Source organism: [Chlorobium] sp. 445 (genome assembly GCA_002763895.1).
Taxonomy (GTDB): domain Bacteria; phylum Bacteroidota; class Chlorobiia; order Chlorobiales; family Thermochlorobacteraceae; genus Thermochlorobacter.
The window spans coordinates 82,971-95,760 of record NSLH01000001.1 but is presented as its reverse complement, the minus strand read 5'-3'; the positions used below and the strand labels follow the sequence as shown (position 1 = coordinate 95,760).

The following is a 12,790-nucleotide window of genomic DNA, read 5'->3' as shown; positions in this document are numbered from 1 at the left end:
CTATGAGCCAACATCGTTCTCGCTTGCGACTCGATGACTTGCTTGATGCACAGATATGGCACACGATGCTCTCGCTTGGGTGGATTGAGCCGCTTGATGAGGCATCGCTGCAAGCCATTGAGGTAGAAGTTGAGCGAGCCTTAGCATCAGGTCACTTGCATCTGCCGAAAACACTGGAATCGCCTGATGCGATTTTTGCTAAACTGAACGAGCGCCAAGACAGAGCGATATCGCTTGATAGCGCCATTCAGGAGCAGATGGCACGCGCTGCACGTGAAGGTGGTGTCATTCCACCCGATGTCGAAGAAAAAATGCGGCGCGACCGCCAAGCCGCTGAGACTAGACACCAAAAGGGAAAAGACTATGAAGATCTCTTTAGTTGATAGTGCGCTTTCACGTGCTGATGAAATCGCAGATCTTGCAGAATTTATCGCCGAAGAATACGGCAGCAATGGCAGAGTCGAGCCCCTGAGCATTGTGCGCAAAAAAATATTACGTACAGCTTCGGCTACTACAAAAATGCCTTTGATGGTATGCTCGAGTATTATGACAAACGCTTTCACATCTATTGCAATCTCAGCCGTGTCGAGCGCCATGATTCTCCACGTGCACGCTTTACGCTCGCTCATGAGTTAGGGCACTACTTTATTGACGAACATCGTAATGCCCTGCAATCTGGTTTTGCCCCTGCGCATCTTTCTATCTGCGAATATGAATCGGATAATCTCGTCGAGCGCGAAGCTGATTGGTTTGCCTCAAATCTTTTGATGCCACGCACCTATTTTTTACAGCGCGCTAAAGATTTTCCGCTTGGTATGTCTGGCATTTTGTCGCTGCAACGCTACTTTCAGACTTCTATCACGAGCACCGCTTTACGCTACGCTCAAATCGGGCTTGTCTCCTGCCTTGTCATGAAATGGGATTTGCAGCGGGGCTTGCTCTGGAAACGCGCCTCTGAAGACAACTTTATCGCTCACTTCCCATCGCCAATTTCTACAGCCACACAACTGCCTGAAAACTCACCGACACTCTGGGCACTCATGAATGCAAAACCACCTGCTCAAGGATTTTTTGCTGCCCAAACAACTGCTCGCACTTGGTTTCCAGCACTACGCGATTCCACGCTGCGCGATGCCGTCTGCATTGAGCAATCTATGCGCTTAGGACAATTTGGGGTACTCACGTTTCTTTACTTTGAGGCTTGAGTTGTCACGCTCCGGCGTATTGAAAAGAGACGCGCAATTGACGCGTTCAGGGAGCCGACACCTGCATAAGACCATGTTCAGAAGAAAGACAAGAAAACACGCGCAGATATGAAAGCCAATTTGAAAAAGTATTTGATTCTCATTGAACGCACAAAGCACGGTTACCTAGCGTTCTCGCCCGACTTAGACGGCTGCACTGCCCTTGGTGCCACACCCGATGAAGCCAAACGCAATATGCAGCATGCTATCCAAACTCATCTCTATTGGCTTGCCAAAGATGGGCTTCCAATCCCACGCCCTCGATATCGCTCCAGCTATATCGAGGTCAATGCGTGAGCACACACTGGGCTATGATGATGCACTCGCCATTGCCGCAACGGGCGTTGTCACTTCAATAGGTCCTTTGGGGCGCGGCTGAATCTGAAGCAGCGCTTCTTCATCGACTTCGTCGATTAAATTGGGGCTCATGTACATTTTGGCATACTCTTTATAGACGCCTGACTTGACAAATAAATCAAAGAGGTCAGGGTCAAGATGATGTTCAGCCTTCATCTTTCCCATAATTGCCATGGCTTCGCTGAGCGTTTTGCCGCGCTTGTAAGGTCTATCAACTGCTGTGAGGGCTTCAAACACATCAGCAATTGCCATAATTCGTGCTGGGATGGACATTTGCTCACGCGTTAGCCCTTTTGGATATCCTGTGCCATCCATTTTCTCGTGATGACCACCAGCGTATTCAGGCACACGCATCAGGTTGCGTGGGAACGGCAATTTCTCAAGCATCTCAATCGTAATGACAATATGATCGTTGATAATTTTGCGCTCTTCTGCAGTGAGTGTGCCACGTCGGATACTTAGGTTGTAGATTTCCTCGTCCGTGAGCAAACGTGTCTCTTCGCCATTTATTCTAAGTTTGCGATTACCTATGCGCTTGATACGCTCAACACTTGCATCGTCTAAGTATTCGCCGCCGATGTTGACTTTCTCAATGAATTTTTGTTCGTCGTCAAGTTCAGCCAGTTTGCGCTGGTAGTCAGCTTCGAGTTCATCAAGCGGTTTTGCGTTAGGCGCCGTTCGTGCGCGCAGATACTCCAGCTCAAGATCGCGTCGCAAAATTTCAAAGCGTGTCTTAATCGTCTCAATGCGGTCATAGATTTTTTCCAGTTTCGTAGCTTTGTCCATCACATTGACCGGGGTAACGATTTTACCGCAATCGTGCAACCACGCCGCAATATGCAATTCATACCACTGTTCATCAGTTAGGTTGAAATCTTGGAACGGCTCATCTTGCGACTCGCAAGCCGCTTTAGCCAGCATTTCCGTCAGCACAGGCACGCGGTTGCAATGCCCGCCCGTGTAAGGCGATTTTCTATCAATGGCTTCAGCAATAAGACGGATAAAGGCTTCCAGCAACTTGCGATGCGCCTCAAAGAGAATTTGATTTTCGAGAGCCACTGCCGCTTGCGAAGCTAAGGAATAAATAAAATCTTCGTCGTTCTTGTCAAATGCAATAACATACTTTGTTGTGGCTTCTTCGTTTGTGAGCAGTGCTGTGGGGACAGTCTTTTTGTTTAGCAGCTGAATGGCACCAATGGTTTCTTTGTTGCGGTTTAACATCGGTACGGTTAGCATGGATTTCGTGCGGTAGCCGCTTGTCATATCGAAGCCTCGATTGAAACTGTATGTTGCTCCTGGCGGAATTTCGTAGACATCAGGGATATTGAGCGGCACTCCCGAAAGCGTTGCAGCACCCACAATACTGCTGCGACTAATCGGCATCGTGAATTCTTTGAAGGGAATGCGCTTCGAGAAGTTTTTGGTATGCCGAAACCGTAGTTGTTTGTTGGCAAAGTAGTTTGAGGGATCAGCTGGCACACCGGGCTTATCTTCCACCACATAGACACTGCCTGCATCGGCACCCGTAATGTCCATGCAAATGGCAAGAATCATCTCCAAGAGTTTCGTTACATCTCTTTCGCTGGAGAGGGCAATGCCAATGTCGTTGAGCTTACGCAATTCATCATGCTGTTCTTGGAGCTCATGCTTGAGCAAATCAAACTTATTGCAGTTCTCGAAAAAGAACTGTACACGACGCAACAAGATGGCAAACTGTGTCGAACTTATCGGCGTCTCAATGATATCGATAATAGTCGGGTCGAGCAGTTCAGTTGGATTGGGCAGATTTGCAAGTTCTTCCTGTGTTGCAATCACTACGATGGCAAATCGACGTTTTGCGTACTTTTCGAGAATGCGTTTGGTGCGGTGTGCTGTAGCTGCATCGGACAACAACACCACATCCTCATCTGGTAAAATGTTAGCATGCTCAATGATAGCCCGACTATGAACTGTAGAGTGGTAGTCGTAAATCGGCTGCATTATTTTGAGTCCATCTTGGACAACCACAACGGGTAATCCTACAAGGTCATACACTTGTATCTTTTCAGCCTTTTGACTCGGTTTAACAGCTGCCTTTCTCATAAAAAATTGTGATGCGTTATTTGGAGATACGCTCTTTTTTACCAAAGAGTAGAATATGCAGAAAATTCTTTTAATGCAATTTGATACCCGTCAGCACCACGGTTTTTCTCTAAAAAACGGCACAGTTTTTGACGAAGTGCAAAAATTTATTTTCTGTTGCTGTAGCTTTGAAAATCATGTCTTAAGATGTTTATTTAGCATCTCCACATCACTTTTGCTTTAAGGTTTATTGAGCACAGGCAGAGTGCATAGGCGCTCTGACGGCTCCAAGTTCAGCAGAAAGTTCAAACCAGCTACGGCTCAAACGAAGTTAAAGCTCAATGGAAAAACCAAACTATAGCGCCACGCTCGCTTTTTCAAAAACGGAATCGTATCGCACGATTTTTCCGCACCTTCAGCATCAACTTTACTTGAATCATGCTGCAGTCAGTCCACTCTCTCTACGCGTTGTGCAGGCAATTGAGAATTATCTCTCGGAGCGCAGCGAGCATGACATTGAAAATTATTGGTCTCGCTTAATACCGACGTTGGAATCTGCTCGACGGCGTGTTGCATCATTTATTGACTGCGATTTACATCAATTGGCGTTTGTGCCAAACACGAGCTACGCATTTAATATCCTTGCTCAAGGCTTAAAGTGGCACAGCGGCGATCGCATTTTGCTCTACGACCAAGAATTTCCTTCAAATGTCTATCCTTTTCTCAATCTCAAGAAGCACGGCGTTGAAATTGATTTTGTCTCCTCACGAGACGGTCAAATTTTGCTTGATGATATTGCCGCCAAACTTACAGCGCGCACGCGTCTTGTCTCAATGAGCTATGTGCAATTTCTCACGGGCTTTCGCATTGATCTTGCTGCACTTGCAGAACTTTGTCACCAGAATGGAACGCTTGTTTCGATCGATGCTATTCAAGGCTTAGGCGCTATGCCGATTGATTTCAAAGGCTCCGGCATTGATTTTCTTGCAGCTGGCTGCCACAAGTGGGCTATGTCGCCTATGGGCATTGGGATTATGGTGATGACCGACGCCCTGCTTGATGAGATTGGTGCACCGTTTGTTGGCTGGCTTAGCGTGGAAGATGGTTGGGATTTTTTTAATTACGAACAAGACTTGCTCGATGACGCACGTCGGCATGAACTTGGCACACAAAACTGGATTGGTCTTGTTGGCTTAAACGAAGCCTTCGCTATCTTTCACGAACTTGGCTCTGAGACGATTGCTGAAAAACTGCTTGCACTCTCTTCTTACCTTTGTGAGCGCTTGTGTGAGGAAGGTTTCACGCCAGCGTTCGTAGCAGGCAAAGAAAATTGCTCTGGCATTGTCTCAATCAAAGGCTTGCCTCATCCGTCAGAAATTCAAAAGCAATTGCTGCAGGCAAAGATTGAAGTCTCTACGCGAGAAGGCTTGTTGCGCATCTCACCGCATTTTTACAACACCATTGAGGAGCTTGAATTTTTCATGAGCACACTCAAAACGATTCTTCAAAAAAAACAGATCCAACTATGACCCCGAGAGAAGCCATCATCGCGCTTTTGTCTGGTGCCTCACTTTCTGCTGCTAATATGCAGAGTGTTGTTAGTGCTGTCATGCAAGGCGACATACCTGACGCTGTTATTGCCGCTCTGCTGGTGCTGCTGCGTCAGAAAGGTGAAACCATTGAAGAAATCTATGGTGCGGTGCAGGCGATCATGAAGTTTGTAGACAAAATTTCTCTTGACCCGCAAGCCATTGATACCTGTGGCACTGGCGGCGATGCTGCAGGCACATTTAACATCTCCACGATGGCTGCAATTCTTGCCTGCAGTGCTGGCGCAAAAATTGCCAAACACGGCAACCGCTCTGTCTCCAGCAAATGTGGCAGTGCGGACGTGTTGGAAGTTCTCGGTCTACACATTGAATTGCCCAAGGAAAAGACGATTGAGATTTTCAATCAAACCCGATTTGCATTTCTTTATGCGCCACTCTATCACAAAGCGGTCAAGCGTGTTGCCAGTGTGCGCCGTGATTTGGGCGTGCGCACCATTTTCAATATGCTTGGTCCCCTGGTCAATCCTGCTGGTATCTTGCGTCAAGTCGTTGGTGTCTATGATCGTGAACTGACGGGCATGTTTGCACAAGTTTTGCGCCAACAGGGCGCAGAGCATTGCCTTGTCGTCTACGGAGAAACCAAAGAAGGTCTTGCTTTAGATGAACCCAGTGTCTGCGGGGCTACATTTATCTCCGAACTCAAAAATGGCACGATTTCTAATTACACGGTCTATCCAGAAGATTTTGGTATCAAACGCCGTTCCCTCGACGATTTGCGCGGCGGCACGGTAGAGGAAAATGCACAACTGATTTGGCAGATTCTCGATGGTGTTGCCCCTGAAGCCAAGCGTGATGCCGCAATCTACGCTGGTGGCTTTGCCATTTATGTCAGCGGCGTAGAAAGCTCGCTTGAACAAGGTATCTTGCGCGCTCGTGCAGAACTTGAAAGCGGTCGTGCCAAGCGCACCTTAGAGGGCATCATTGAGGCGCATCGTCAAATTGCGCCCGCTGCCGTCTAAAAATTTGATTCGTCGCGCCAGCGACTCATTTTCCATACTGCACTTGTGTCATCTCTTGCCAGTGTAAAGTTGGCATTGCCCGTAATTTCCACGACTTCATTGATGCGAAATCCGACACGCAAACGAAAACTTCTTACTACCTGCTTCTGAAAAGCATCGCCATCTTGAAAGACAATTGTATTCCAGCGTAGGTCTAAAATTTCTGCGCTACGAAATAGCCCCAGTGTCGTTACCAGCTCTACATCGCGAGGCCATGTAACATCTATGCCGTTATCGAAATCACGATAGACAAACGTGAATCGCTCTGCTAGCAGTTGGCTGTATAAAGCCGTATCTTTGGTCAGGTAAGCAAATTCAAAATTGCGAAAGAAGCCATCAATCGTTCTTTGGTCGCCCAGCCCTATCCCGCTGCGTTCAGACAGCTCCAAGCGTGGCGCAAACGGATTGACAGTGCAACTGCACAGCATTGCCAGCGTACCTGCCATGGCTATTGTGCACACAGAAAGTATGACCTGCACTGTTCTGCGCAACCCTTTGTCGGCGCTATATTTTGTCATCATCTCTCGGCTGTATATCGTCGTATCCCTTTGGTAATTGCTCACACTAACTCTTCCATCTTTTTTCAGTCGTGTCAATTATTTGGTATGGTTACCAGCACCAGACCTTGTCCTTGCGGTGCATCGGCGCGCGCTAATCCCATCACGCACAGTGTATAGAGACGTCCTGCGGCGACTGTACTGCCACCGCCCGGCATTGGGAATGCGCCAATCAGCGATCCTGTTGTGCCCGCAAGTCTCACGCCGAGTTGTGTATTAGCAGGCACATTGACAAATGCCGACTGTGCCGCCGCAACGTTTGTATTGAATGTACGATTTGCGCCGTTGCTTAGCACTTGCACGTTTTGCGGCAGTCCGGGCGTGCCTGTGAAGGTTACGATATCCACAGCAGGTGCATCTGGCGAAAGATGCAGAAAACGCACACCGGCTTGTCCAGAAGGTGGTGCCGCAAGATTATCAGTGATGAGCAGCGTTTTGAGATTACTTGTTCCTCGCAGTGTGTCAATCACGAAGAAGGAAAAATTGCCGCCATCGCTGAAAGTTACGCTTGGAATGTCAATGAGATCAACAGGAGGACTGACGTTATCGAGACGAATGCGTACTCGGCGCGTACCCGGTTCTACTTCTACTCTGACGCTTTGCGTGAAAGTCAATCGTGTTGGGGTGCTGCCGCCCACCACATCGTTATCAACGACCAGATTCACTGCAGGTGCATTTGGAGAAGCATGCGTGGCAATCACTTTGGCACGGGTAACACTTGGTCCTGACGAGTTGCTGCAACTGTAAAACACACTGAAGATGCAGAATAGAGCGGCAAAGAGAACGATCTTTTTGGGCATACTTTGTCAAGTTTAAGTTGAGGCGGATAGATTTCTATCCGACACAAACATACAAAGAATTTGCTGGGAATTTGTTGATTTTGCGCACGCTCCGTAAAGTTGACTAAAGATTTGAACAACATGACAGGGCTTAGGACACCATGACAGATTTACTGCAAAGAGCAATTGAGATTGCAACCAAGATGCATGATGGCCAGCTTGACAAAGCCGGTGCGCCGTATATCACTCACCCTATCAGCGTGATGAATCAAGTGGAGACCGTAGCGGAGAAAATTGTGGCGGTGCTGCACGATGCGATAGAAGACACTCCGCTGACACTTGCCGATCTTGAACGCGAAGGCTTCCCCGATGATATTCTTGCTGCAATTGACGCCATTAGCAAGCGTGCTGGTGAGAGCACAGAAAGTTATCTTGCACGTGTGATGTCGAACCGCTTAGCTTTACGCGTCAAAATTGCGGACATTACAGACAATATGCGACTTGAACGCATTGCGCAGCCCACGCCCAGAGACTTTGCACGCATTGAGCAATACGCCAAAATTTTACCCGTGCTTAAAGCAGCTTATCAAGACTTTGCTGCTTGACTTTTTTCAATACTGCACGCTCATCTCGTTCAGCTTATGCTTACCGCTCTGACCTGTTTCGACTTTATCCGACATCCGAAAGCCCATACTTATGACGGAAGTGCCGAATGTAGTAATCGCGCGTAGCTTGATGTTCAGCTTGGCGCAAGTGCGGGTCCTTTGCAACAAGAGCAAACGCTGCTTCGCGAGCAGATTGTAAAATTTCACCGTCTTCACTCAGATTTGCAATTTTGAGATTCGTGATATTGCCTGATTGCTCTGTGCCCATAATGTTACCTGTGCCACGCAATTGTGCATCGACTTCGGCAATCTTGAACCCATCGTTGGTTTCTTCCATGGTGTAAAGGCGCGTCTTTGCATCAACGCTCATTTTGCCGTAAATCAGATAACAATACGACTGTTCCGTTCCTCTGCCTACACGTCCGCGCAACTGATGCAACTGTGCAAGCCCAAAGCGTTCAGCGTGTTCAATTACCATAATCGTGGCATTCGGCACATCCACGCCTACTTCAATCACTGTTGTGCCTACCAGCACACGTGTTTTGCCCACGCGGAACATTTCCATCTCTTCCTCTTTTTCGTAAGGAAACATTCGCCCATGAATTAGTCCTACGCGGCACTCGGTAAAAACTTCGTTCTTCAAATGCTCATAGCTTTCCACCGCAGCCGCTAAATCAACTTTCTCTGATTCTTCGACCAGCGGATAGACAATGTAGGCTTGTCGACCTTTACGGATTTCTTCTTTGACCGCTTCATAGACTTTCTCACGCTCCGATTCATGGCGCAAATACGTGATAATCGGCTTACGATGCTTGGGCATTTCATCAATGATGGAAACATCTAAATCGCCGTAGAGCGTCATAGAAAGAGTGCGTGGAATGGGTGTGGCGGTCATCAAAAGAATGTGTGGATTGAGTGCTTTGTCCTGCAATGCCTTGCGCTGCAAAACTCCGAAACGGTGTTGCTCATCAATGATTGCCAAGCCAAGATTATGAAACTGCACTTTTTCTTGAATGATAGCATGCGTACCCACCACGATTTGCGTTTTGCCTGTCGCAATCGCTTCAAGCAACTCTTCGCGCAGTTTTTTGCGCTGTTTGCCTACAAGCAACTCAATTGTGATGCCCAGTGCTGAGAGCATGGACTTAAGCGTCAGATAATGCTGCGTTGCCAAAATTTCTGTCGGTGCCATAAACGCACACTGCGCACCGTTATCGAGTGCTATCATCATGGCAAACATTGCGACCAGTGTTTTGCCACTGCCTACATCACCTTGCACCAAGCGGTTCATCTGACTACCACTGTGCATATCTGCACGAATTTCTTTGATGACACGCTTTTGCGCATTGGTCATTTCGTAAGGTAGAGAGTGATAGAGCCGATGGGTGTAGTCGCCCACTTTCTCAAATGGCGTTGCATGAATTGTGCTTGCAGTTTCTTCTTTGCGTAGCGCAAAGAGCAATTGCATGAAAAAAAGTTCAGTCCACTTCAAACGAAACTTGGCGCGCTCTAACGCTTCAAGAGAGTCGGGAAAATGAATTTGCTCGTAGGCTTCTTGCAGTGGCATCAAGCCATATTGTGAGCGTATTGATAGCGGCAAATTTTCCACGATGTACGGCTTGGCTTTGTGCAGCAACTCGCGCATCAAGCGGCGCAGGGTTCGTGTGCTCAGTCCCACTTTTTTCATCGCTTCGGTTGCAGGGTAGAGCGAAATGATTTTGCCTGTGTTGAAACGCTCGTAATCGCTTTGCTCGTCATTGGCTTCGGGGTCTGTAGATTCAGGCGCAGAGAGTTTATCAAAATCGGGGTGCAGCATTTGCGCACGCATGCCGAAGAAACCCACCTTGCCCGATACTGCAAGCACTTCGCCTGCTTTGAAGACTTTTAGCAGATACTGTGCTCCTTGAAACCAGGTCAACTCCAGTTGCCCTGTTCTGTCGAAGAGCTGTACCACGAGTCGCCGGTTTTTCCAACTTGTACCTTCAAGGCGCACAGATTTGATTTCACCCACAACCGTTGCAATTTCGCCTTCACGCAGCGCTGCAATGCTTTTGATAAGTGTCCTATCAAGATGGCGGCGTGGGAAAAAATTGAGAAAATCCTCAAACGTGCGCACACCGGCGCGGTAGAGCGCATCGGCACGCTGTGGTCCAACGCCTTTGAGAAACTTGATGTCAGTTTGAAAAAAGTTAGTGCTGTGCATGATTGCTGTCATCGTAAGGCTCATATTTCAGGTCTAATCGTTATTACCTTAATAATACGCTGATTTGTAATGCACGGCTTGCGGTCTTGCGCATGATGTTTCTTTTTGCCGATACAAGCGTGGGCGTTTGCAAGTTTATCTGCTCGACTGTTTTGCTCAAAAGGTGCTTTTTGGCAAGGTATCAGCTATTTTGTTTTCATCACATAAACCCCGTCCCAATTTTCGGGAAGTACTTCTTCTGCGAGCATCTGACAGCGGCGAATATACGTTTTGGTTGGTCCATCGTTGGGCGAGAGTTTCAGAATTTCTTCGAAGTGGCGGATTGCGCCGGCCCAATCTTGCCGGCGGTAAAGTGCAAGGGCTTCTGCAAAGCGTTCTACTTTTTCACGCTCCATTGCGGAAAGTCCTCCTTTTTCGGCAAGCACTTCATAGATACGAATCGGAATCGCTTTCCCTTTGACGCGCAGATAATCAAGCTCGCGCGCTTCAATAAAGTCCTTGGCTTGCTGATACGTGCTTTCGCTGATGATGATGTTTGTACCGTATTCCTTATTTACGCCTTCTAAGCGTGAAGCCAAATTGACTGCATCGCCAATGACGGTGTAATCCATATGCATATCTGAACCGATGTTGCCGATAACCATTTTGCCGGTGTTGAGTCCAATTCGAGTTTGAAAGTGCGGCAGTTCTGCACTTTTCTTTTCATAAAATGCTTTGAGTTGACGGTGAATCTCAAGTGCGGTCAGACATGCCGATGCTGCATGCATGTCTTTCGGAATTGGTGCACCGAAAATCGCCATAATTGCATCGCCGATGTATTTATCGACCATGGCGTCATGATCTAAAATGATGCGGCTTGCTAGCGTGAAGTATTCATTGAGAAATATCACTAATTCTTTTGGCGTCAGTTTTTCGGAAATGCTTGTAAAGCCCTCGATGTCAGAGAAAAAGACGGTGGCCTCAACTTCCTTGCCACCGAGTTCAATTTCATCAGGGTTTTCCACAATGCTATCAATGACGCGTGGACTAAGGTAGCGGTTGAAGACTTTTCGCAACTCGCGCTTTTCTCTGCCTTCTGTGGCGTAACTGACCACGGCTGCCAAAGCAAATGTTATCAGTAGCACTGTCAGAGGAAATGCTACAGGTATCCACCAGCGCAAGCTCGCAAAAGCAAAATACGCTCCTGCAAGATAGAGGATTACCAAAAAACTGATGAGTGCCACACCAAGGCTTACACGATTCAAGCGGAAAAAACTTGTGCCTGCCATAACAGCCAGCAAAAACGCCATCACGTAATCGACCCAGCGTGGTGGTTCACGCAGAAAGTCTTCATTGAGCAAGTTCGCCAGCATCGTGGCGTGAATTTCCATTCCGGGATAAGGCTCCAGCGTGGTGAACGGTGTTGGTTTGAAATCTAACAGACCTGCTGCTGAAGCGCCGATGATGACATGTTTGCCTTGAAATTCATTGGGCGAAATGTCGGGCGTCTCACCCTGCTCGAGTTGGATTGCAGAAGTAATTAATGCCGCCGCAGGATAGTATTTGAACGCACCTTGTGATCCACCTTTGCCATACCAGTAGAGCAAAAAATTACCATCGTTTGAAGTGGGCACAGCCTGCAGAAGTGAATCTATGTTTTCAATGCCTTTTGAGATAAGAAAACAGCTTAGCCCAAAGTAAGGTAGGGCTCTCTCACCGAGCTTGCATAGGAGTGGGACGCGGCGCGCAATACCGTCTTGGTCACTCTGAAAATTCACGACGCCGAGCCTTGTAGCTGCGTCTTGAAACATAGGGATTGGGGCTTCTGTCTGTCGATAAGTTGGAACATAGAGATGAGGGGCGTGGATAGTTGGCAAAAAGTGTTTTGGCATCACGCCCTGTTCGCTTGATGTGCTATCGCCTTCTGAGAGATATATTGCCAGCACGCTTCTTTGGCTTTCTTTGAGAGCTTTTGCAAACGCGCTGTCTGATTCTACCCCATCAACACTAAGGCGGTCAAAATCAGGTTGCGAAAATTCAATGTCAAAGGCAATTACTTTTGCACCCGCCTGTGTAAGGTAGCGTGTCAGCACAGCATAAAACTCTCTTGGCCAAGGCCAACTCTGTCCTTGTTTTTGGAAATAGCTTAGGCTACTTTGGTCAATGGCGACAATGACAACAGTGCTATCTTTTCGATGCGCGTTATAGCTGTTGAGAAATCGCACATCCAAGAGTTTTAACTCCACTACTTCAAGTGCACCCGACAGTTGTAGCAGCGTAGCAAGCACAAAACCTCCTGTGGCAATCACGGCAATCAAGGCCGTCTTGGATTTGCGCAATGACTTCAACATTTGCTGCAGACTGGCTTGCATTGAAATGTCTCCTTAGTTCTTTCGT

11 protein-coding genes are annotated in these 12,790 nt (G+C 47.7%); 6 read left to right on the top strand and 5 right to left on the bottom strand.

Annotation, left to right across the window (positions count from 1 at the left end; genetic code table 11):
• The first annotated feature begins 2 nt into the window (after positions 1-2).
• The 3 genes from CMR00_00470 to CMR00_00460 all read left to right on the top strand — a co-directional run bounded on the left by CMR00_00470 (position 3) and on the right by CMR00_00460 (position 1,541).
• Positions 3-383 carry a hypothetical protein gene (locus CMR00_00470; GenBank protein PIO49192.1) on the top strand — a complete coding sequence of 127 codons (381 nt, stop codon included), beginning with the start codon at positions 3-5 and terminating at the stop codon, positions 381-383.
• A gap of 150 nt (positions 384-533) precedes the next feature.
• Entirely contained in the window at positions 534-1,205 is a 672-nt protein-coding gene (locus tag CMR00_00465) for a hypothetical protein (protein PIO49191.1), read from the top strand.
• A 108-nt stretch (positions 1,206-1,313) separates the two neighbouring features.
• A complete protein-coding gene (locus tag CMR00_00460; protein ID PIO49190.1) occupies positions 1,314-1,541 on the top strand; it encodes a hypothetical protein in 228 nt (75 codons plus the stop codon).
• 12 nt (positions 1,542-1,553) lie between these two features.
• Here CMR00_00460 and CMR00_00455 read toward each other — a convergent pair whose 3' ends face one another.
• Positions 1,554-3,581, bottom strand: coding sequence for a phosphohydrolase (locus CMR00_00455; protein PIO49189.1), 2,028 nt, complete (start codon positions 3,579-3,581; stop codon positions 1,554-1,556).
• Positions 3,582-4,003: 422 nt separating this feature from the next.
• On the opposite strand from CMR00_00455, the gene CMR00_00450 reads away from it, so the two are divergent.
• A complete protein-coding gene (locus tag CMR00_00450) occupies positions 4,004-5,191 on the top strand; it encodes an aminotransferase (GenBank protein ID PIO49188.1) in 1,188 nt (395 codons plus the stop codon).
• Positions 5,188-6,231 (top strand): anthranilate phosphoribosyltransferase, encoded by a 1,044-nt coding sequence (gene trpD / locus CMR00_00445; protein ID PIO49187.1) that lies wholly within the window; start codon positions 5,188-5,190, stop codon positions 6,229-6,231. Before CMR00_00450 ends, trpD begins: the two co-directional genes overlap by 4 nt.
• Here the strand turns inward: trpD and CMR00_00440 are convergent.
• Together CMR00_00440 and CMR00_00435 are read right to left on the bottom strand one after the other, a co-directional pair.
• Positions 6,228-6,791 carry a hypothetical protein gene (locus tag CMR00_00440; protein ID PIO49186.1) on the bottom strand — a complete coding sequence of 188 codons (564 nt, stop codon included), beginning with the start codon at positions 6,789-6,791 and terminating at the stop codon, positions 6,228-6,230. The genes trpD and CMR00_00440 overlap by 4 nt on opposite strands.
• Before the next feature lie 71 nt (positions 6,792-6,862).
• Positions 6,863-7,627, bottom strand: coding sequence for a hypothetical protein (locus CMR00_00435; GenBank protein PIO49185.1), 765 nt, complete (start codon positions 7,625-7,627; stop codon positions 6,863-6,865).
• Between the two features lie 140 nt (positions 7,628-7,767).
• Between CMR00_00435 and CMR00_00430 the strand changes: the two genes are divergently transcribed.
• Positions 7,768-8,211: a GTP pyrophosphokinase gene (locus tag CMR00_00430; GenBank protein ID PIO49184.1), complete on the top strand. Its 444-nt coding sequence runs from the start codon at positions 7,768-7,770 to the stop codon at positions 8,209-8,211.
• A 64-nt stretch (positions 8,212-8,275) separates the two neighbouring features.
• Here the strand turns inward: CMR00_00430 and CMR00_00425 are convergent, their stop codons facing one another.
• Positions 8,276-10,414: an ATP-dependent DNA helicase RecG gene (locus tag CMR00_00425; GenBank protein ID PIO49304.1), complete on the bottom strand. Its 2,139-nt coding sequence runs from the start codon at positions 10,412-10,414 to the stop codon at positions 8,276-8,278.
• Positions 10,415-10,599: 185 nt separating this feature from the next.
• On the bottom strand, positions 10,600-12,765 hold the full coding sequence (locus CMR00_00420) for a hypothetical protein (protein ID PIO49183.1): 2,166 nt from the start codon (positions 12,763-12,765) through the stop codon (positions 10,600-10,602).
• Positions 12,766-12,790 lie beyond the last annotated feature (25 nt).

Excerpts from the sequence above, each read along its gene's own strand:
- CMR00_00470 (PIO49192.1), top strand. The coding sequence starts at position 3 with ATGAGCCAACATCGTTCTCGCTTGCGACTCGATGACTTGCTTGATGCA.
- CMR00_00465 (PIO49191.1), top strand. The coding sequence starts at position 534 with ATGCTCGAGTATTATGACAAACGCTTTCACATCTATTGCAATCTCAGC.
- CMR00_00460 (PIO49190.1), top strand. The coding sequence starts at position 1,314 with ATGAAAGCCAATTTGAAAAAGTATTTGATTCTCATTGAACGCACAAAG.
- CMR00_00455 (PIO49189.1), bottom strand. The coding sequence starts at position 3,581 with ATGCAGCCGATTTACGACTACCACTCTACAGTTCATAGTCGGGCTATC.
- CMR00_00450 (PIO49188.1), top strand. The coding sequence starts at position 4,004 with ATGGAAAAACCAAACTATAGCGCCACGCTCGCTTTTTCAAAAACGGAA.
- trpD (PIO49187.1), top strand. The coding sequence starts at position 5,188 with ATGACCCCGAGAGAAGCCATCATCGCGCTTTTGTCTGGTGCCTCACTT.
- CMR00_00440 (PIO49186.1), bottom strand. The coding sequence starts at position 6,791 with ATGATGACAAAATATAGCGCCGACAAAGGGTTGCGCAGAACAGTGCAG.
- CMR00_00435 (PIO49185.1), bottom strand. The coding sequence starts at position 7,627 with ATGCCCAAAAAGATCGTTCTCTTTGCCGCTCTATTCTGCATCTTCAGT.
- CMR00_00430 (PIO49184.1), top strand. The coding sequence starts at position 7,768 with ATGACAGATTTACTGCAAAGAGCAATTGAGATTGCAACCAAGATGCAT.
- CMR00_00425 (PIO49304.1), bottom strand. The coding sequence starts at position 10,414 with ATGCACAGCACTAACTTTTTTCAAACTGACATCAAGTTTCTCAAAGGC.
- CMR00_00420 (PIO49183.1), bottom strand. The coding sequence starts at position 12,765 with ATGCAAGCCAGTCTGCAGCAAATGTTGAAGTCATTGCGCAAATCCAAG.